This window comes from Clostridium sp. AM33-3 (assembly GCF_003480315.1).
Classification (GTDB): Bacteria; Bacillota; Clostridia; order Lachnospirales; family Lachnospiraceae; genus Brotaphodocola.
In genome coordinates, this window is sequence record NZ_QUIV01000002.1 from 117,851 (window position 1) to 137,838 (window position 19,988).

Annotated in this window: 17 protein-coding genes; 13 read left to right on the forward strand and 4 right to left on the reverse strand. The window is 50.2% G+C overall.

All coding sequences use genetic code 11. From position 1 onward, the window contains the following. Positions 1–27 precede the first annotated feature (27 nt). The 5 genes from tkt (at position 28) to DW819_RS01840 (ending at position 6,281) form a co-directional block, all read left to right on the forward strand. Positions 28–2,016 (forward strand): transketolase, encoded by a 1,989-nt coding sequence (gene tkt / locus DW819_RS01820; protein WP_118731807.1) that lies wholly within the window; start codon positions 28–30, stop codon positions 2,014–2,016. Between the two features lie 82 nt (positions 2,017–2,098). Then, complete coding sequence (locus tag DW819_RS01825; protein ID WP_118731808.1) at positions 2,099–3,052, forward strand: ROK family glucokinase; 954 nt, start codon at positions 2,099–2,101, stop codon at positions 3,050–3,052. A 338-nt stretch (positions 3,053–3,390) separates the two neighbouring features. Beyond that, complete coding sequence (locus DW819_RS01830) at positions 3,391–5,058, forward strand: putative manganese-dependent inorganic diphosphatase (RefSeq protein WP_118731809.1); 1,668 nt, start codon at positions 3,391–3,393, stop codon at positions 5,056–5,058. Between the two features lie 12 nt (positions 5,059–5,070). Beyond that, a complete protein-coding gene (locus DW819_RS01835) occupies positions 5,071–5,757 on the forward strand; it encodes a flavin reductase family protein (RefSeq protein ID WP_118731810.1) in 687 nt (228 codons plus the stop codon). Further along, positions 5,754–6,281, forward strand: a complete 528-nt coding sequence (locus DW819_RS01840; protein ID WP_118731811.1) for a shikimate kinase — start codon at positions 5,754–5,756, stop codon at positions 6,279–6,281. Before DW819_RS01835 ends, DW819_RS01840 begins: the two co-directional genes overlap by 4 nt. Here DW819_RS01840 and DW819_RS01845 read toward each other — a convergent pair. Then, positions 6,241–6,789, reverse strand: coding sequence for a DNA-deoxyinosine glycosylase (locus tag DW819_RS01845; RefSeq protein WP_118731812.1), 549 nt, complete (start codon positions 6,787–6,789; stop codon positions 6,241–6,243). The genes DW819_RS01840 and DW819_RS01845 overlap by 41 nt on opposite strands. 24 nt (positions 6,790–6,813) lie before the next feature. Then, positions 6,814–7,713: a LysR family transcriptional regulator gene (locus DW819_RS01850; protein ID WP_118731813.1), complete on the reverse strand. Its 900-nt coding sequence runs from the start codon at positions 7,711–7,713 to the stop codon at positions 6,814–6,816. Positions 7,714–7,828: 115 nt separating this feature from the next. Here DW819_RS01850 and DW819_RS01855 point away from each other — a divergent pair, with 115 nt between their 5' ends. The 3 genes from DW819_RS01855 (at position 7,829) to DW819_RS01865 (ending at position 10,615) form a co-directional block, all read left to right on the forward strand. Further along, on the forward strand, positions 7,829–9,265 hold the full coding sequence (locus tag DW819_RS01855) for a cation:proton antiporter (protein ID WP_118731814.1): 1,437 nt from the start codon (positions 7,829–7,831) through the stop codon (positions 9,263–9,265). A gap of 1 nt (position 9,266) precedes the next feature. Continuing rightward, the gene (locus DW819_RS01860) at positions 9,267–9,983 is read left to right on the forward strand and encodes an MgtC/SapB family protein (RefSeq protein WP_118731815.1); all 717 of its coding nucleotides are present in this window, start codon (positions 9,267–9,269) and stop codon (positions 9,981–9,983) included. A gap of 134 nt (positions 9,984–10,117) precedes the next feature. Next, positions 10,118–10,615 carry a QueT transporter family protein gene (locus tag DW819_RS01865; protein ID WP_118731816.1) on the forward strand — a complete coding sequence of 166 codons (498 nt, stop codon included), beginning with the start codon at positions 10,118–10,120 and terminating at the stop codon, positions 10,613–10,615. A gap of 2 nt (positions 10,616–10,617) precedes the next feature. On the opposite strand, the gene DW819_RS01870 is transcribed toward DW819_RS01865, so the two are convergent. Together DW819_RS01870 and DW819_RS01875 are read right to left on the reverse strand one after the other, a co-directional pair. Continuing rightward, positions 10,618–11,070, reverse strand: a complete 453-nt coding sequence (locus DW819_RS01870) for a hypothetical protein (protein ID WP_118731817.1) — start codon at positions 11,068–11,070, stop codon at positions 10,618–10,620. Next, entirely contained in the window at positions 11,071–13,932 is a 2,862-nt protein-coding gene (locus tag DW819_RS01875) for a transglycosylase domain-containing protein (protein WP_118731818.1), read from the reverse strand. It lies immediately after the preceding gene. A gap of 182 nt (positions 13,933–14,114) precedes the next feature. Here DW819_RS01875 and murC point away from each other — a divergent pair, with 182 nt between their 5' ends. The 5 genes from murC to lepB all read left to right on the forward strand — a co-directional run bounded on the left by murC (position 14,115) and on the right by lepB (position 19,927). Next, positions 14,115–15,494 (forward strand): UDP-N-acetylmuramate--L-alanine ligase, encoded by a 1,380-nt coding sequence (gene murC / locus DW819_RS01880; RefSeq protein ID WP_118731908.1) that lies wholly within the window; start codon positions 14,115–14,117, stop codon positions 15,492–15,494. A 266-nt stretch (positions 15,495–15,760) separates the two neighbouring features. Next, complete coding sequence (locus tag DW819_RS01885; RefSeq protein ID WP_118731819.1) at positions 15,761–16,813, forward strand: DnaD domain protein; 1,053 nt, start codon at positions 15,761–15,763, stop codon at positions 16,811–16,813. Positions 16,814–16,825: 12 nt separating this feature from the next. Continuing rightward, positions 16,826–17,815 carry an ATP-binding protein gene (locus tag DW819_RS01890; protein WP_118731820.1) on the forward strand — a complete coding sequence of 330 codons (990 nt, stop codon included), beginning with the start codon at positions 16,826–16,828 and terminating at the stop codon, positions 17,813–17,815. A gap of 108 nt (positions 17,816–17,923) precedes the next feature. Then, positions 17,924–19,096 carry a ribose-phosphate pyrophosphokinase gene (locus DW819_RS01895; protein WP_118731821.1) on the forward strand — a complete coding sequence of 391 codons (1,173 nt, stop codon included), beginning with the start codon at positions 17,924–17,926 and terminating at the stop codon, positions 19,094–19,096. Between the two features lie 255 nt (positions 19,097–19,351). Then, complete coding sequence (lepB, locus tag DW819_RS01900; protein WP_243025507.1) at positions 19,352–19,927, forward strand: signal peptidase I; 576 nt, start codon at positions 19,352–19,354, stop codon at positions 19,925–19,927. Positions 19,928–19,988 lie beyond the last annotated feature (61 nt).

The following is a 19,988-nucleotide window of genomic DNA, read 5'->3' on the forward strand; positions in this document are numbered from 1 at the left end:
ATTATACAATACCAGGAGGTCTCACCAATGAACACTATCGATACCATGTCTGTGAACGCAATCCGCGTATTATCCGCAGATGCGATCCAGAAAGCAAAATCCGGTCATCCGGGTCTTCCGTTAGGCAGTGCTCCGGCAGCATATGAACTCTGGATGAACCACATGAACCACAATCCGGCAGATCCGCAGTGGGCAAACCGCGACCGCTTTATTTTATCCGGCGGTCATGGCTCCATGCTGTTATATTCCCTGCTCCATTTATTTGGATACGGTGATCTGTCTAAGGAAGATCTGATGAATTTCCGTCAGTTAGGCTCCAAGACAGCAGGTCATCCGGAGTATGGACACACCGTTGGTGTTGAAGCAACGACCGGACCATTAGGTGCCGGCATGGGTATGGCAGTCGGTATGGCAGCAGCAGAAGCACATCTGGCAGCTATCTTCAACAAAGAGAATTATCCGGTCGTTGACCATTACACTTATGTTCTGGGCGGCGACGGCTGTATGATGGAAGGCATTTCCTCCGAGGCATTCTCCCTGGCAGGAACCCTGGGCCTTTCCAAGCTTATCGTATTATATGATTCCAACCGCATCTCCATCGAGGGAAGCACCGATATCGCATTTACCGAGAATGTACAGGAGCGCATGGCTGCATTTGGTTTCCAGACTCTGGACGTTGCAGACGGCAACAACCTGGAGGAGATCGGCAAAGCCATCGAAGAGGCAAAAGCGGATACCACCCGCCCGTCCTTCATCACCATCCATACCCAGATCGGTTATGGCTGCCCGGCAAAACAGGGCAAGGCAAGTGCGCATGGCGAGCCTTTAGGCGAAGAGAATATCGAAGCTATGAAGGATTTCCTGGGATGGCCGTCCAAAGAGCCGTTCTATGTGCCGCAGGAGGTGTATGACCACTATGCAAAGGCAGCAGAGGAAAAGGCTGAGACTGAGGCTGCATGGAATGTGATGTTTGCTGCATATTGCCAGGAGTACCCGGAGATGGAAGCACTCTGGAACCAGTATTACGGAGACACGGACGAGCTTGCAAAGGCACTTATGGAGGACGATTCCTTCTGGGCAAACAGCGAGAAGGCTGAGGCAACCCGTAACCTGTCCGGTAAGATCATCAACAAGTTAAAAGACCGCATGCCGAACCTGATCGGCGGCTCTGCTGACCTGGCTCCGTCCAACAAGACCAACATGAGCGATGCAGGAGATTTCTCCAAGGCAGATTACGCTGGCAGAAATATGCACTTTGGTGTTCGTGAGCTGGCTATGACGGCAATCGGAAACGGTATGATGCTGCATGGCGGCCTGCGGACCTATGTATCCACCTTCTTTGTATTCAGCGATTACACCAAGCCGATGGCACGTCTGTCTGCCCTGATGAAGATGCCGTTAACCTTCGTCTTCACTCACGACAGCATTGGTGTAGGCGAGGATGGACCGACCCACGAGCCGATCGAGCAGCTGGCTATGTTCCGCGCAATGCCGAATTTCCATGTATTCCGTCCGTGTGACGCAACTGAGACGGCAGCAGCCTGGTACAGCGCAGTTACCTCCAAGACCACCCCGACCGCACTGGTACTGTCCAGACAGAACCTGGCTCCGATGCCGGGAAGCTGCAAGGATGCCTTAAAGGGCGGCTATGTGATCGATGACTGTGAGGGAACCCCGGATCTGATCCTGATCGCGTCAGGATCCGAGGTAGAGCTTTCTGTAAAGGCAAAAGAGATCCTGGCAGCAGAGGGCAGAAAGGTACGTGTTGTATCCATGCCGTGTATGGATCTGTTTGAGGAGCAGTCCGCAGAATATAAGGAGTCCGTACTTCCGAAAGAAGTCCGCAAACGTGTTGCCGTAGAGGCACTGAGCGACTTTGGCTGGGGCAAGTACGTTGGTCTGGACGGCGCATGCGTGACTATGACCGGTTTCGGTGCAAGCGGTCCGGCAGCACAGCTTTTTGAACACTTTGGATTTACTGCAGAGCATGTTGCTGATGTAGCACGCAGCCTGTAAGATCTTATAAAAGAAACATGCAGCCCGTACCGCCCGGCAGATTTTTCTGCCGGGCGGTGTGGGTATCGGGAAGGAGAACGGCATGCACGAAAGCGAAAAGAAATGTATTGGCATTGACGTGGGGGGAACCTCCGTTAAGATTGGTTTATTTGAGACAGATGGTACCCTGCTGTTTAAGTGGGAGGTTCCGACCAGAAAGGAAGAGGGAGGCCGCTATATTTTAGAGGATGTGGCAGCTTCCATCCGGGAAGTCCTTATGGAAAAGGAAATCCACCTTTCTGACATTCTGGGAGCAGGACTTGGTATTCCGGGACCGGTCATGCCGGATGGCTATGTGGAGGTCTGCGTGAATCTGGGCTGGCGGAATGTAAATCCCCAGAAGGAACTCAGTGCCATGCTGGATGGAATTCCGGTCCGGAGCGGAAATGATGCCAATGTGGCAGCCCTGGGTGAAATGTGGCGCGGCGGCGGTATGGGCTTTACCGATATTGTCATGGTAACCTTGGGAACCGGCGTGGGCGGCGGCATTATTATTGATGAGAAGATCATTGCCGGAAAGCATGGACTGGGCGGTGAAATCGGTCATATCCATGTACGCGATGAGGAGTGGGAGCACTGCAACTGCGGTGGTGTAGGCTGTGTGGAACAGATTGCCAGTGCAACCGGTATCGCCAGAGAGGCGAGACGCCGCATGGCAGGAGAGGAGACTCCTTCTGTACTTCGCCAGTATGGTGACGCAGTAACAGCGAAGGATGTTCTGGATGCAGCAAAGGCCGGGGATGAGCTGGCGCTCTCCGTGGTGGAGACGGTGGGCCGTTATCTGGGCGTGGCTCTGGCAGGCATTGCCATGACGGTAGATCCGCAGATGTTTGTCATTGGAGGCGGTGTGTCAAAGGCAGGTCAGTTTTTAATTGATATCATCGACAAATATTATCAGCACTATTCTCCTATTTCACAGAATAAGGGCGTGATTGGCCTGGCAAAACTGGGAAATGATGCGGGAATTTATGGAGCAGCCCGTCTGGTGCTTGGTTAAGGATACATGTATTAAAAAAAGAAATGCCCGGAGCAGGATTGCTCCGGGTAAACTCTTGCAAAACCGCGCAAAATCAGATAAAATGAGGAGACCCCGGTGGACTTTCGTCCAGCCGGGGCAATTATGAAAAATCTATGTGCAATTTGACTGTTTCATCAAGTTACAACCGTTTTCTTAAGACATTTTCAGTATAGAAAATAGTTGTGAATAAATTATGAACGGCACATGAACAAAATGTAAAATATAGTGCAAAATCCATAATTATATTTCGCGGAGAAATGATTCTTTGTGAAAATAGCAAAAGAGATTTCGGCAAGCACCAACAAGAGGAGGACATTATGTCAGAAGAGAGAAAAAGACGGACGATCGTAATCGGACATAAGAATCCGGATACCGATTCTATCTGTTCCGCAATCTGCTACGCAGCATTGAAATCTAAGATCACCGGAAATGAATATGTGGCAGGCCGCGCCGGTCATGTAAATGAGGAGACCCAGTATGTACTCAACTACTTTCATGTAGAGGCTCCGCAGCTGATTGAGAGTGTAAAGACCCAGGTTAAGGATATTGAGATCCGCGCGACCAAAGGCGTAGACCGCAATATTTCCTTAAAGAAGGCATGGAACCTGATGCAGGATGCCCATGTTGTGACTCTGCCGGCAGTCAGCGAGAAAGGGGTTCTGGAGGGCCTGATCACAGTTGGTGATATTACAAAATCCTACATGAACGTGTTAGACAGCAGTATCCTGTCCAAGGCACATACGCAGTACAAGAATATTCTGGAAACTCTGGAAGGCGCCATGGTCGTGGGCGACGAGAATGATTATTTCGATCAGGGTAAGGTACTGATCGCAGCGGCAAACCCGGATATGATGGAGTATTATATCTCAGAGCATGATCTGGTTATCCTGGGCAACCGTTATGAGTCCCAGCTGTGTGCCATCGAGATGGAGGCAGACTGCATCATCGTCTGCGAGGGCGCCGCAGTTTCCATGACCATCCGCAAGCTTGCGCAGGAGCATGGCTGCACGGTCATGACCACTCCGTACGACGCGTATACTGCTGCCCGCCTCATCAACCAGAGTATGCCGATCGGTCATTTCATGAAGACTGAGGACCTCATCACCTTTGAGGACAGCGACTGCATCGATGATGTGAAAGAGGTTATGGCAAGCAAGCGTCATCGTGATTTCCCGGTTCTGGACAAGGACGGTAAGTACCTGGGCATGATCTCCCGCAGAAATTTGCTTGGTGCAAAGGGAAAGCAGATCATCCTGGTAGATCACAATGAGAAGAATCAGGCCGTAGATGGTCTGGAGAATGCAGACATCCAGGAGATCATTGACCACCATAAATTAGGTACCGTAGAGACTATCTCACCGGTATTCTTCCGCAATCAGCCGGTGGGATGTACCGCAACCATCGTTTATCAGATGTACCATGAGAACAATGTAGAGATCGATAAGGCAACCGCAGGCATGCTGTGCAGTGCTATCATCTCCGATACCCTGTTATTCCGTTCTCCGACCTGCACCCCGATCGACAAAATGGCAGCAACTGAGCTGGCAAGGATTGCCGAGATCGATATGGACCGCTATGCAGCCGACATGTTCTCAGCAGGAAGCAACCTGCGCGGCAAGAGCAATGATGAAATCTTCTATCAGGATTTCAAGCTGTTCAATTCCGGTAAAAACAGTTATGGTGTAGGCCAGATCAGCTCCTTAAATGCAGATGAGCTGGTAGAGTTAAAGGAGCGTCTGCTTCCGTTCTTAAAGAAGCCCCACGAGGAGCACGGTGTGGATATGATCTTCTTCATGCTGACCAATATCCTGACCGAGTCTACCTCCCTGCTTTGCGAGGGCGAGGGTGCAGAAGCGCTCATCCGCACTGCATTCCATATGGAAGAAGCCGGTGCTGACGATGAAGCGAATGTGGTAGAGCTTCCGGGCGTGGTATCCAGAAAGAAACAGCTGATTCCGTCCATCATGATTGCCTGCGAGAACTAAGAGGAGAAAAATATGGGAAAACAGAGCTGGCGGGGCGGCAACATGCTGTACCCGGTACCGGCCGTGATGGTGAGCTGCGCACGGCCCGGTGAAAAGCCAAATATCATAACGGTAGCCTGGGCCGGGACCGTCTGTTCTGCCCCGGCTATGCTCTCTATTTCCGTGCGGAAGGAGCGTTACTCCTATGATATCCTGAAGGAAACAGGAGAGTTTGTAGTAAACCTGGTGACGAAGGATCTGGTGTTTGCCACTGATTACTGTGGCGTAAAATCCGGCCGCGATACCGATAAATTCAAAGAGATGAAGCTGACGCCGCTGCCGTCTCAGCATATCAGCGCACCGGGCATTGCGGAAAGCCCGCTGAACCTGGAGTGCCGGGTAAAGCAGGTAGTGGAGCTTGGAAGTCATGACATGTTTATTGCAGAGATCCTTGGAGTGACCGTGGATGACCGCTACATGGATGAGAAGGGAACTTTTCATTTAAATGATGCGAAGCTGGTAAGCTATTCCCACGGAACATATTTTGAACTGGGAGAGAAGATCGGAACATTCGGGTATTCGGTGCGGAAAGACACGAAAAAGGCTGGCAACGGGAAATTTGCCGGAAAGGTGAGCGACAAAAAGAGCGGCAGAGAAAACCGAAAAGATAGCAGCAAACGTTCCGATACAGCGAAGCACACACGGAGGAAAGCAAAATGAAATCAAACATTACCCTGGTAGGCATGCCGGCATCCGGCAAAAGCACCATCGGCGTTCTGCTTGCAAAGCGCCTTGGTTATTCATTTGTAGATGTGGATATCGTGATACAGGAGAAAACCGGCCAGCTCTTAAAAGAGATCATTGCGGAGCGGGGGACCGAGGGGTTCTTAAAGGTCGAGGAATCGGTGAATGCAGAACTGGAGACGGAGCGTTCCGTGATCGCCCCGGGCGGCAGCGTGATCTATGGCCCGAAGGCTATGGAACATCTGCACGAGATCAGCACTGTGGTGTATTTAAAGCTGAGTTATGAGGATGTAAAACAGCGTCTCGGCGACCTGAAAGACCGGGGCGTAGCCTTAAAGGATGGCATGACTCTTCTGGATCTTTACAATGAGCGCGTGCCGCTTTATGAGAAGTACGCGGATGTGACCATCGATGAGACCGGAAAGACGCTGGGAGCCTGTGTGGATGAGCTTCGCAGGATCATGGAAAATCGGATGGAGAACGGCGAGCTGGCCAGATAATATATTTGCTCCAGCATTCCGCCAGATGTTCCAGAGAAAAGGCCGCATTGGCCGGACTTGTGGATGGGCAAAGCACAGCCGGACGTCCGGTGAGCGGTTCGCAGCAGCGTCTGTAGAGCCGGAAAGCCGTACCGCCGTTGGCAATGATGGTATGGATATCTGCTGCTTTTAAAATCTGACTGATGTCTGCAGGAACAGCATTTTTGATGCTGCTGTCACTGGAACCTTTAATATCACAGGATGCGAGGACATCCCAGAGTGCAAGACCATGTGTGAGAAGCATGGTCTTTTTTTCGTCTGTGGATTGCGGAACCGGCACGTTTAAGAGCAGTGCCATCAGCTTCCAGAAGCGGTTCTGCGGATGGCCGTAGTAGAACTGGTTTTCCCGGGACTTCACGGAAGGGAAGCTTCCAAGGATCAGAATGCGGGAGCGTTCATCAAAGACCGGTTCAAAGGTATGCCGGACATGAGTGTAGCCTGGCGGAAGCGGAGCCGTATTTGGATTCATAAAAGCCTTCTTTCTGCGGATGCGTTATTGATAGCTTCGTACTGTTTCGTGATACACCCTTGTGATCTCCTGCAGGATATCCATATGGGTGAAGTCCTTTTTATATACAATTTTTGTCTCACGCATCATGCTCAGATTTTCTATGGGAAGAACTGCCATTTTTCCCTTCTTCTGTTCTCTGGCGCAGGCACTTTGCGGCAGAATGGAAACGCCCAGACCTTTCCGTACCAGATCCTTGATGGTGGCAATGTTGTCAACCTCCAGGGTAATATTGAAATTGTCGATGGAGTCTCCAATACTCCTTAATGTGGACTCGAACAGGATACGTGTATCGGAGGTGGGCAGCCGCAGGATCATGCGCTCCTGTTTTAATTCGGCTAAAGTGACCATGGCCCGCTGGGCCAGAGGATGTCTATTGGACATGACACATACCAGATAATCGGTGGCCAGCATCAGGGAACAAAGTGCATGACCGGACGGAGTTCCGTCCACGATGGCCAGATCAATCTCGTAATTATCCAACATATCATAAAGACTATTTATGGTATCAGTAATAATTGTTATTGAAAAATTATTGTTCTCATTGCTGCAGCGAGCAAGCACCTCTGTGGTCAGATTACTCTCCGAGGTATGTGTAATGCCAATGCGGACTTTCGTCAGCTGCTTCCTGAAATTATTGATTTCCGCGCCCATTTTTCCGTACAGTGCTTTAATCCTTCGGGCGTATTTTAAGACGATTTCTCCTTCGGGAGTCAGCATTAAACTGCCTTTTCCGCGCACAAACAGGGTCACTCCCAGCTCTTCTTCCAGCTGGCTGATGTGATGGCTTACGGCTGGCTGCGTGAGAGACAGAGATGCGGCGGCCTTCGTGAAATTCTGGAATTCAGCCACAGCCAGCAGTGTTTCGATTTTGGAACCTAACATAGAGCCTCCCTTCTGTCATTATAATAAATATTTATTACGCATAAAAATAAAATAATTTGATTTTATTGAAAATCAGTATATCATATAGAAACATGACATACAAGGGGGTTGTAACATGAAAACATTTTTATTTTGTCATGCAACATCACAGGCATCGGTGGTTATTATTACCATTGCCCTGATGCTGTTTGCAGGGTATCTTATGACACGGATCACCAGAAAGTTTAAGCTGCCAAATGTAACGGGGTACATTCTGGCAGGAATCCTGCTGGGACCGTATTGCCTGGATATGGTGTCGGGGAACATCATAGACGGAATGGATTTTCTTTCTGATATTGCACTGGCCTTTATAGCATTTAGTACCGGAGAATTTTTCCGATTTTCCGTATTAAAGAAAAACGGCTGGAAGGTCATTGTGATCACACTCATGGAAGCGATGCTGGCATCGGTGTGCGTATTTGCAGTGGTTTATGGTGTGCTGCACCTGAATCTGGCCTTTTCAATCGTGTTAGCGGCACTGGCATCCGCTACAGCGCCTGCATCAACGATCATGACGATTCGACAGACCGGGGCAAGGGGAGATTTTGTAGATACTCTTTTGCAGGTCGTAGCGTTAGATGATGTGGTTGGACTGGTGGAATACAGCGCAGCGATCTCCATTGCACTGGCAGCTCTTTCCGGAGGCAGCTTCCAGATGGGAAATATCTTAAAACCTGTCATGATCAATGGAGCTGTATTGGTGTTAGGCGGTATGTTTGGCTGGCTGTTAAAATGTATGATGCCAAAGAAAAAATACAAAGACAATCGCCTGATCATATCGGTGGCCGCGCTGTTTGCTTTTTGCGGGATATGCTCGCTGGCGGACGTATCTCCTCTTCTTGGATGTATGTCTATGGGAACCATTTACATTAACTTATCCGATGATGATAAGCTGTTTAAACAGTTAAATTATTTTAGTCCGCCGATCCTTCTGTTGTTTTTTGTGCGGTCCGGGCTTTCCTTCCGGTTGGATGCTCTTCTGAATCCGTCGGCAGGCGAAGATGGAGCGTCTCTTTTAGTGATCGGAGTGACGTATTTCCTGACACGTATCATTGGTAAATATGCAGGTGCTTACTTAGGCTGCATGACCGTACATAAGAAAAAGCAGGTGCGCAATTATCTGGGTCTGGCACTGGTGCCACAGGCAGGTGTGGCCATTGGTCTGGCAGCTCTGGGAGCAAGAACCCTGGGCGGACAGATGGGAATTGATCTGCAGACGGTGATTCTCGCGTCAAGCGTGTTATATGAACTGGTCGGACCGGCCTGCGCGAAGGTATCCTTATATCTGTCGGGTTCCTATGGGGATATCGAATTGCCAAAGGAAGCAAAGGAAAAGGATCCGGTGACCAGGCTGGAAATGCTGATCCAGCGGATTCACGAGATCCAGCAGGAAATACCGGAGACAGAAGGAATGATTTCGCCGGAAGAACAGGCATTTTTAGAAGCTGCCAATGAGCAGTATGAAGCAGTGGGGGCGCTGCGCAATCATTTAAGAGCAAGGAGAACGTACTAGTATGGGATATATTGTGGAAGAACTGACAAACGGATGGACAATGGAAGGAATAAAAGAAGAAGTTATTTTAAGGATCCTGCTGTCACTGGTGCTGGCGGCGGTCGTTGGATGTGAGCGTTCCAGCAAACGTCATTCCGCAGGTATGAGGACCTTTATGCTGGTCAGTGCATCTGCTACAGCAGCTGTTGTAACGGATTTGTATCTGGCAGGAAGATTTGCTTTCGGGATCCCGGTTATTTCAGGGGCAGCTGTTGTGGGAATTGCTATGATAAGCGGCAATTCCATTTTGTTCAGTTCCAAGAACCAGATCAAGGGCCTGACCACATCTGCAGCGCTGTGGGCCTGTGGGTTCATGGGTCTGATGGTCGGTGCCGGAATGTATATTTCTGCAGTTGTTATTTTCCTGGCGCTTCTTTGCAGTATTTCTCTGTTCCCGTCTGCAGAGCGTTATCTGAAAGATCGCTCCAATCATTTTGAGGTACATCTGGAATTAAAGAGCAGCTTCAAACTTCAGGATTTTGTGGCAACGATCCGTAAGCTGGGCATCCGCATTGACGATATTGAGGCAAATCCGGCATACTTAAACTCAGGACTCAGTGTGTATACGGTTTCCCTGACTGTGGACAGCCAGGAGCTGAAAAAGGACAAAAAGCACAGTGATATCATTGAAGCACTGCGCTTTCTGGATTACATTTACTATATAGAAGAAATCAAGTAAGATTATTTTATCTTGTGAAGGAAAGACAGGAATGCCGGCTTGCATTCCTGTCTTCTCTGTGTTATACTCTTAGCCGTTGCATTCGAGTGTTCGTGACCTTCCACTCGTAAAACAAAACTAAAGGAGAATTGAATATGAACAAACAGCGTAACCAATCAACAACTGGCCGCATTACCCAGGGAGCAGCCATTGCGGCTGTCTATGTGGCTCTGACCATGATCGTTGCACCGATTGCTTTTGGTCCGGTCCAATTCCGGATTTCCGAGGCACTCTGCGTACTCCCGTATTTTTTACCGAGCGCGGTACCGGGTGTGACCGTCGGCTGCTTTCTTGCAAATCTGCTCTGCGGAGCAGCACCGCTTGATGTAGTGTTCGGCAGTATTGCAACCCTGATCGGAGCAGTTGGCTCCTATTATCTTGGGAAGAAGAATAAATGGCTGGTATGCCTGCCGCCGATCCTTTCCAATACCATCATCGTTCCATGGGTACTGCGTTATGCATATGGCTCTACAGACCTGATCCCGTATGCGATGCTGACGGTAGGAATCGGAGAGATCCTGGCTATCGGAGTACTGGGTAATCTTCTGCTTCTGGCACTGGAGCGGAATCACAGAGCGGTATTTACACAGTAAAGTTACAACATTTCCATATAAGCGAGCAGCTGGTCTAAAAGTCCCAGTCCGATCCAGATCAGGATCAGCAGGACAACGGCTCCCGCAATGAAAAATACGAGTTTGTAAAAGAGGTAGGCCCGGGCGAATTCTTTTCGTGCCGGGTCTTCTTCATACCGGGCTTTATGAAAAAGATAAAACCAGCCCACAATGGGCATGTTCATGCACATGAATGTGAAAAACCAGGAGCGGACAGAAGGCGTCCACCAGCGCTCACTTAAGGGGCGGATGGTGAGACGCTTTTTGTTTGCCGGCATGCTAAGTGAGGGAAGCACGGTGGTCTCCTGGTCAGCACGCTTCTCAAGCGCCGCCTGAAGCTTTGCGGTATCTACCGGAATCTCTTGTGTGTCCGGGTTCTGCAGTTTTGTTGTGCTTCCCGGAGTGACATGTTCTGATTCAGCATGATGATCCTTCATTTAATCATTCCTTCCTGTTGTTGGTGCTGCGATCACAGACTGTGAAGAAGAACCGGGACCGGCCGCCGGATTTGCCGGTGGCTGGTTGCTCCAGGTATTCCAGCTTCGTTTGGCCTGATTTAAATAATTTTTCAGAGATTGCTGCTCGATGCCGATCTGCTCCTGCTCCGCAGCCTGGGCTTCGGCTTTGGCTGCTTCTTTCTGCTGCTGTGCGGCCTGCCATTCGCTCTCGGTCGGCAGGGTGGCAATGCGGTCGATGGCTTTCTGAAGACGTTCCTTGTAGGAAGCGGCTTCTTCATAAGTCTCTACCAGAGAGAGCTTGCTGATAGCATTCTGCACAAGGCTTTCAGCCTCGGAGGACTGGTATTCCAGATTTTCCACATCCCGCAGGGCACTCAGGAAGGTATTTTTGCGAGTCTGGATTTCCTGATTTTTTCTTGCCGTGACAGCATCTTCTTCTGCCTTTTTCTGGGCTTCTGCTTTTTCCTTGGCCTTTTGGGCCTCATACAGGGCGATGGTATCCTGCATATCACGGATAATCGGGGCAAATTCCTCATTGCGTTTTGTCATGCGCTCCAGCAGTTCGGTACGTTTGTCGTTGCCGTCCATCAGATTCAGCCTGGAGATGATACTCTGGTACTGTTCTTTTACCCAGTAGGTGTCCTCAACCGTTTCGATGGTTTTGTCTTCAAAGGCTGTTATTGCGGCTTCCAGGTCCTCTTCCAGCTTGCGCTGTTCTTTGTCATGAAGGGTCTGCTGTGCCCGGTCATTTAAGGTGGCGCTGAATAGGTCTGTGATGCCGCTCTTAGAGTCGGTGGTTACCTCCACAGTGGCGGGCTGCTGCCAGTCTAAGGGTTCTTTGCCCTCATGGATCTGATCCATGATCTGTTTCCAGATTTTTCCGGCATAGGTCTTGCCGTAAATGCCCGGCATGGCCCGCGGAGTGTCGTAGCCTACCCAGACTGCGGTGGTGTAATAGCGGGTGTAGCCGCAGAACCAGGTATCCTTGCTGCTGTTAGTGGTGCCGGTTTTTCCTGCGGCCGGCATGCCATTTTCCAGAGCCAGGCCATAGCCGGTTCCGTAGGCTTCGTTGAGGGTTCCCTTTAGAATGTCGGTCAGCATGTAAGCAGAATCCTGCTGGTAGACAACCTGGGAATGCGTCTTTAGGTTTTTGGTCAGTTCTCCGTCATGTTCATGATCAATTTTGCGGATGCAGGTCTGATCATTGTATACACCGCCGTTTGCCAGGGTACTGTAGCCCTTTGCCATATCTACCACCCGGACACCGTTGGTGAAGCCGCCGATACTTAAGGACGGTACGCCGTTGTCGATGTAGGTGAGCTTCTGGAATTCCATTTCGCCCAGATAGTTTAAGCCATAGTCCACGCCGATGTCGGTGAGAATCTGCCATGCCACAGTATTTAAGCTGCGGTTTAAAGCCTCACGGACAGAAACATTGCCATAGTAGGAGCCGCCGCTGTTGGAGGGGCCGTTCTCCCATTTATGGTCGTTGACCAGGCGGGCCGGATAGTATTCGCCGGTATCGAAGGCAGGCGCGTAGTCGATCAGGGGTTTGATGGTACTTCCCGGCTGTCTTGCGCTTAAGTAGGCTCGGTTGTAGACATCGTTTTCGCCGCGTCCGCCGACCACGGCTACCACGCTGTTTGTCATATTGTCTACGATGACGCCGGCACCCTGAAGGGCATATTTTCCGTTATCCTGAAGCTCTGTGTACGGGGACAGGACATCGTCAAGCTGAGTCTGCAATGTCTTCTGAAGCTCCTGGTCGAGGGTCGTGTAGATACGGTAGCCGCCTGCACGGATGTCATCGGCCTTCTCGGTGTAGGTGGCCTGGTAATTTTCTATATAAGAGTCGTAATCGGATTTGTCTTTGAAGATATACTGGAATTGAAAGTTGTCCAGCTTCATGAGCGCCAGGGCAGCGCAGTGGATGGCATAGCTGCTCATGTAATTCTCGTTACTGCCCTCGCCCTCTTCCTGCACGATGCTTAATGGCTGGCTGATGGCGCTGTTATAGGCATCTTCCGTGAGATAACCGACTTCCAGCATGCTTTGCAGCACATCGTTGCGCTTCTTTAAAGAGGCCTCCGGGTTGCGGACGGGGTTGTAGGCGGTGGGGCTGTTGCTGATGCCGACCAGTACAGCTGCTTCGTAGGATTCCAGGTCGCTGGCGTCCTTGCCGAAGTAGTAGCGGCTGGCAGCTTCCACGCCATAGCAGTGGTTGCCGTAGAAATTGGTGTTGCAGTAAAATTCCATGATATCTGCTTTGGAATACTTTTTCTCAATCTCCGGCGCCAGCAGGATTTCCACGATTTTGCGGGTGAAGCTCTGTTCCTGGGTTAGGTAGGTGTTCTTTACCACCTGCTGTGTGATGGTGCTTCCGCCCTGGGTGATCTCGCCGCGGTTTTTGATGAGGGCGAGACCTGCACGGAAGGTAGCGATCCAGTCAACACCGGTGTGGGATTTGAAGCGTCGGTCTTCCTGGGCAATATAAGCATTCTGCAGATTCATGCTGATCTGGCTGATGGGGACATATTCGTAATGTCCGGCATTGATCAGGCCGATCAGCTGATCGTTTTTATCGTATATTTCTGTGTCAGACAGCATACTGAAGTCCTGGCGCTGCATCTGCGCCAGCTTATCGTAGGCAACTTCCCGGCAGTGGTCCAGCTCCGGACGTACCTTCGCATAAATGAGCAGGCCAATGAGGCCGCACAAAAGCAGACCGCAGGTCAGAATATGCAGGATGGACTGAAACAGCCATCCGAGGATTCCGAACAGGCTGACAAAAAAGCCGGATAGGGCACGCATAAGCGAATGTGGGGTAGGATTAGATTTCATAGTATATACCTCTGTAAACAGACTCCTTTCATTCCATTTTTCCTTCCAATTATATTACAAATCCTTTGGAAAGACTAGAAAAACATTGACTTTTCATGCAAAAGGAAGTAAAAAGGAAAAGAATATGAAGCAGTATATTATATTAAGAAGAACATGAACATGAGAAAAGGATGGAAACCAGTATGTATCAGATAGATTTTAAGAAACCCATTGCGATCCATTTTATCGGAATCGGCGGCATCAGCATGAGCGGCCTTGCGGAGATCCTGATGCGGGAGGGATTTCGCGTGAGCGGCTCTGACGCCCATGAGAGCGAGCTGACCGACCATCTTGCAGCAGCCGGAGCAAAGGTGATGTACGGTCAGGCTGCAGCCAACATTACCGATGACATCGACCTTGTGGTCTACACTGCCGCGGTTCATGCGGATAACCCGGAGTACGCAGAGGTGGTGCGCCGCGGCATCCCAATGATGAGCCGCGCGGAGCTATTAGGCCAGATCATGAAAAACTACGGTGAGGCCATCGCCATTTCCGGAACCCATGGAAAGACTACGACTACCTCCATGGTGACAGAGATTCTTCTGGCAGCGGAGAAAGATCCGACCATCTCTGTAGGCGGAATCCTGCATTCCATCGGTGGAAACATCCGCGTGGGCGGACCGGAGCTGTTTGTGACGGAGGCCTGTGAGTATACCAACAGCTTCCTTTCCTTCTTCCCGACCATGGAGATCATCTTAAATATAGAAGCAGACCATTTGGATTTCTTCAAGGATCTGGATGATATCCGTCATTCCTTCCGCCTGTTTGCGGAGAAACTGGATGAGAAGGGACTTCTGATCATCAACCGTGATATTAAGAATTACGAGGAGATCAGCGGCGGTCTGCCATGCAGGGTGGTTACCTTTGGACACAGCAGTGAGAGCGATTACAGTGCTGCGGATATTACCTATGACGCATTTGCCCGCCCGACCTTTAACCTGATGGAGCAGGGAAAGAAGGCCGGGACCATTACGCTGGGAGTTCCGGGTGAACATAATGTATACAATGCCCTGGCAGCCATTGCCACCGCGAAAGCCCTGGGCATTCCGGATACAGCCATTGCTGAGGGGCTTCTTCATTTTACCGGAACAGATCGCCGTTTTGAGAAAAAGGGTGAGTTAAACGGCATTACGATTATTGATGATTACGCACACCATCCGCAGGAGATCGCGGCGACCTTAAAGACAGCACATAATTATCCACATAAAAAGCTCTGGTGTGTCTTCCAGCCACATACTTATACCCGTACCAAGGCATTCCTGGATGAGTTCGCTGAGGCACTTTCCGCAGCGGATGCGGTAGTTCTTGCTGATATTTACGCGGCAAGAGAGACAGATACTCTGGGCATCAGCTCTGCGGATATCGCTTCCCGCATTGAAAAACTGGGCACAGAGGTCCATTATTTCCCGACCTTTGAGGAAATTGAAGCATTTCTTTTAAAAAATTGTTCCACCGGTGATCTGTTGATAACTATGGGTGCCGGAGATATTGTAAAAGTTGGGGAAAAGCTCCTGAATAAATAGTTATCCACATTATCCACATAGTTTTCCACTTTTTATGTAAAGGGACTATGTGGATTTTTTAATTTACATAAGAAGAAGTCTAAAAATTTAAAAAACCGCGATTTTACCTACCATTTGACATGTTTTGCGCACGATTGCTGTCGACAGGAAAGAGCTATATCCACATTATCCACATTATCCACAACAAATTCTGTGGATAAACTCAGCTATTTCTTTTTGAATGGGGATGTGGTACACTGTTACAAGACAGGAAAGGTGAGGTTTTTATGAGTTTTACATATCATTTCCAGGTGGACGCAACCCTGGTTTCCAACGAATTTATTGACCGTTACCTGGCAGAAGCCAACGGGGAATATGTGAAGGTATATCTGTATCTGCTCCGCCACAGAGGGGAACCGGTGAGTCTTGAGCGTATTGCGGAGGGCCTGAATCACACGGAGGCAGACATCCGCCGGGCCATTGTCTATTGGGAGAAGCTGGGCGTTCTGAGCACAGGCACAGCTTTTGCCGCGCAGCAGGCCATGGGGGCCGGCACCGGGCAGACGAAGCAGGGCCCGGCGGCAAAGCAGGAGACTGTTATACAGCAGACCACCGCAGCAGCTATGGAGGCAGTAGCCCCGGAACCGGCAAAGGGCGCACGGCCGGTGTACAGCCAGGACCAGGTGAACCGCCTGCAGGGAGACGGAGAGTTCTCGGAGCTTTTGTACATTGCCCAGCGTTATCTGAATAAGATTTTTACCCAGCGGGAGCTGGAGGTATTTGCCTATCTTTACGACGGGCTCCACATGTCAGCAGAGCTGCTGGAATATGTGGTGGAGCACTGTGTGCAGGGCGGGCACACCAGCATCCGTTATATAGAGACCGTAGCCATCAGCTGGCATGAAAAGGGCTTCGCTACCGTGGAGCAGGCCAAGGCTTATGCCAGCGGCTTTACCAAAAACTCATTTTCCGTGATGCGGGCCTTTGGACTGACCGGAAGAAATCCCGGGGAAACGGAGCGGGAAATGATCGAGCGCTGGTTCGGGGAATATGGTTTTACGAAAGAGGTGGTGCTGGAGGCCTGCAACCGTACCATGGAGGCTACCCACAACCCAAGCTTCCGCTATGCGGACAAAATCCTTTCCGACTGGCGAAAGGCCGGCGTTCACAGCCTGAACGACATTTCGGTGCTGGATGAACAGTACAAAGGCCAGAAGAGCCAGAAGACCCGGAAGAACAGCCGTCAGACAAACAACCAGTTCTTAAACTTTGAGCAGAGAAACACCGACTATGACTCTATGGTGCTGAATCAGGTGAAGGACTGGATCGGAGAACAGTAAGGAGAACAGATTATGGCACTGAGTAATTCCCAGTACAACGCGGTGATGCGCGGGTATGAAGAACGGCAGCGCTTTCAGCGCCGGGCCATGGAAGCACGGGTTCGGGAAGTATACAGCAAAATACCGCAGATTCAGGAGCTGGACCGCCAGCTCAGTACAAGGGCCGCAGACTGTGCCAGACGGGTGCTGGGCGGAGACACAAGAGCCCGGGAACATCTGAAGGAAGAACTGGCGGATCTGAAAGAGCAGAAACTGACGCTTTTAAAATCAGCCGGGTTCCCGGCAGACTATATGGAGCCTCGCTATGACTGCCCGGACTGTCAGGATACGGGCTATGTGAATGGAAAACGCTGTCACTGCTTTGAACGGCAGCGGCTGAATATTCTTTATGCCCAGTCTAACATTGAGGCAGTCTTAAAAGAGGAGAACTTTGACCATCTCCGCTTTGATTTTTACGATGATACCGAGAAAGTTCCTCAGCTGGGCATGACAGAGAGGGCCTACATGGATGTGGTGGTGCGGCAGTGCCGTGAGTTTGCGCAGCAGTATCCAGCAAAAGGAAACAGCATCCTCTTTACCGGCGGCACAGGTGTGGGAAAGACATTTCTCACCAACTGCATTGCGAAAGAACTGATCGACCGGTGCATTTCGGTCATTTATTTATCCTCCAATGAGCTGTTTGAAATCTTTTCCAAATACAAGTTTGGCAGGGAAAGCGAGGAGGATGCAGAGGAGAGTTACCGCTATATTCTGGAATGTGACATGCTGATCATCGATGACCTGGGAACGGAGCTCAATAACTCCTTTGTGTCCTCCCAGCTCTTTTACTGCATCAATGAGCGCATCGGCAGAAAGAAGGGGACGATCATTTCCACGAACCTGTCCATGAGCATGCTGAAGGACACCTATTCAGACCGTGTTACGTCCCGGATCATGAGCAATTACCGTGTCATCCCGCTTTACGGTGCGGATATCCGCATGAAAAAGAGGGTATTTGCTTGACTTAACTGAGGCATAATGATATAAAAGAAGCGATGTGGCGGCATCCCGGGATCCGGGAGGCTTCGCCGGTTACGAATAACAAATAATATACATTGCATGGAGGAAAAGATGATTTACGAAGAGAAGACCATTGAGACCATTCCGGTAGGACCATTAGGACTGATTCCGTTAAAAAGCTGTTCGACCCTGGGTGCGAAGGTAAACGACTGGCTGGTCGAGTGGAGAAAGGAACGCGAGAGTGAGCACAAATCTACTATCGCGTTTGCAGGCTATCAGAGAGACTCTTACATTATTGAGGCTAAAACCCCGCGTTTCGGCTCCGGTGAAGGCAAGGGAACCATTGAGTCTTCCGTTCGTGGTGACGATCTTTACATCATGGTAGATGTATGTAACTATAATCTGACCTACTCTCTGTGCGGCATGACCAATCATATGTCCCCGGATGACCATTTCCAGGACTTAAAGCGTGTGATCGCGGCAGCAGCAGGCAAGGCACGCCGTATCAACGTCATTATGCCGTTCCTCTATGAAAGCCGTCAGCATAAGCGCTCCGGCCGTGAGTCCTTAGACTGTGCGCTGGCCCTGCAGGAGCTGACCAACATGGGTGTAGAGAATATTATCACCTTTGACGCTCACGACCCACGTGTGCAGAATGCCATCCCGTTAAAGGGCTTTGAGACTGTACAGCCGATTTACCAGTTTATCAAGCATCTGTTAAAGAATGAGACAGAGCTTCAGATCGACAGTGATCACATGATGGTCATCAGCCCGGATGAGGGCGGCATGGGCCGTGCTGTTTACTTTGCAAACGTACTGGGCCTGGATATGGGTATGTTCTACAAGCGCCGCGATTATACCAAGATCGTGAACGGCCGCAACCCGATCGTGGCTCACGAGTTTTTGGGCTCCAGCGTAGAAGGCAAGGATGTTATCATTGTGGATGATATGATCTCCTCCGGCGAGAGCATGCTGGATGTTGCAAAGGAGTTAAAGCGCAGAAAAGCAAGAAAGGTATTTATCTGCGCAACCTTCGGTCTGTTCACCAACGGACTGGCTAAATTTGACGAGTATTATGAGAATGGCCTGATCGACCGGATCCTGACTACCAATGTGGTATACCAGACTCCGGAGCTGTTATCCAGACCGTACTACATTGATGTAGATATGAGTAAGTACATTGCCCTGATCATCGACAACTTAAATCATGATGATTCTTTAAGCGAGCTGCTGAGCCCGACCAAGCGCATCAACAAGCTTCTGGACAAGTACCGCAATAAATAAGGTGGTTATTTCATGAGTGAAGACAGAACAAAGAAAGACCCGCTTCTGGGCGGACTTGACGGCATGCGCGCCGGACAGCACTGGGAGGGAGAGCCGGAGAGCTTAAGGCATTCGGAAAAGCCGGACCAGGCGCAGGAGGCATTCTCTGCGGAGAAGGTGCAGTCTGCTGAGGAAGAAGCGAGAAAGATCGCGCAGGAATTGCACAGAGAGGCAGTCAGAACCGGCAACACGGAAAAAGAGGTGGAAGTGCCGCAGGTGGAGCCGACAGAGGGTAGAAAGAAAAAGTCACGCAAAAAGGAAGAACAGCCGGGCGGCTGGGGAAAAGAGCTTTTTGAGTGGATTAAGATTGTTGTGTCTGCAGCACTCATTGCTTTCGTACTGAATACCTTTATCATTGCTAACAGTGAGGTGCCGAGCGGTTCTATGGAGAATACCATCATGACGGGTGACCGCGTCATCGGCTCCAGGCTTTCCTATCATTTTGAGGATCCAAAGCGCGGAGATATTGCTATTTTCCGTTTCCCGGACAATGAAAAGATTTATTATGTAAAGCGTATCATTGGACTGCCGGGAGAAACCGTGGACATTGTGGACGGCAAGGTTTACATCAACGGTTCAGGCGAGCCGCTGGATGAGCCGTATATCCGCGAGCCTATGATCCCGGAGGAACCCATGCACTTTGAAGTGCCGGAGAACTGCTATTTCATGATGGGAGACAACCGGAACTATTCCATGGATGCCCGCCGCTGGGAGAATACCTATGTTAAGCGTGACAAGATCATTGCGAAGGTACTGTTCCGCTACTTCCCGAAACCGGGAATGCTGAAATAAATACAGACTGAAAACAGGCCTGCGAAAGCTGCTAAAAGCGGTATTTCGCAGGCCTGAACTG

What these genes read in the sequence shown, in the direction of transcription:
- tkt (WP_118731807.1), top strand. Translation starts at nt 28, where the DNA reads ATGAACACTATCGATACCATGTCTGTGAACGCAATCCGCGTATTATCC.
- DW819_RS01825 (WP_118731808.1), top strand. Translation starts at nt 2,099, where the DNA reads ATGCACGAAAGCGAAAAGAAATGTATTGGCATTGACGTGGGGGGAACC.
- DW819_RS01830 (WP_118731809.1), top strand. Translation starts at nt 3,391, where the DNA reads ATGTCAGAAGAGAGAAAAAGACGGACGATCGTAATCGGACATAAGAAT.
- DW819_RS01835 (WP_118731810.1), top strand. Translation starts at nt 5,071, where the DNA reads ATGGGAAAACAGAGCTGGCGGGGCGGCAACATGCTGTACCCGGTACCG.
- DW819_RS01840 (WP_118731811.1), top strand. Translation starts at nt 5,754, where the DNA reads ATGAAATCAAACATTACCCTGGTAGGCATGCCGGCATCCGGCAAAAGC.
- DW819_RS01845 (WP_118731812.1), bottom strand. Translation starts at nt 6,789, where the DNA reads ATGAATCCAAATACGGCTCCGCTTCCGCCAGGCTACACTCATGTCCGG.
- DW819_RS01850 (WP_118731813.1), bottom strand. Translation starts at nt 7,713, where the DNA reads ATGTTAGGTTCCAAAATCGAAACACTGCTGGCTGTGGCTGAATTCCAG.
- DW819_RS01855 (WP_118731814.1), top strand. Translation starts at nt 7,829, where the DNA reads ATGAAAACATTTTTATTTTGTCATGCAACATCACAGGCATCGGTGGTT.
- DW819_RS01860 (WP_118731815.1), top strand. Translation starts at nt 9,267, where the DNA reads ATGGGATATATTGTGGAAGAACTGACAAACGGATGGACAATGGAAGGA.
- DW819_RS01865 (WP_118731816.1), top strand. Translation starts at nt 10,118, where the DNA reads ATGAACAAACAGCGTAACCAATCAACAACTGGCCGCATTACCCAGGGA.
- DW819_RS01870 (WP_118731817.1), bottom strand. Translation starts at nt 11,070, where the DNA reads ATGAAGGATCATCATGCTGAATCAGAACATGTCACTCCGGGAAGCACA.
- DW819_RS01875 (WP_118731818.1), bottom strand. Translation starts at nt 13,932, where the DNA reads ATGAAATCTAATCCTACCCCACATTCGCTTATGCGTGCCCTATCCGGC.
- murC (WP_118731908.1), top strand. Translation starts at nt 14,115, where the DNA reads ATGTATCAGATAGATTTTAAGAAACCCATTGCGATCCATTTTATCGGA.
- DW819_RS01885 (WP_118731819.1), top strand. Translation starts at nt 15,761, where the DNA reads ATGAGTTTTACATATCATTTCCAGGTGGACGCAACCCTGGTTTCCAAC.
- DW819_RS01890 (WP_118731820.1), top strand. Translation starts at nt 16,826, where the DNA reads ATGGCACTGAGTAATTCCCAGTACAACGCGGTGATGCGCGGGTATGAA.
- DW819_RS01895 (WP_118731821.1), top strand. Translation starts at nt 17,924, where the DNA reads ATGATTTACGAAGAGAAGACCATTGAGACCATTCCGGTAGGACCATTA.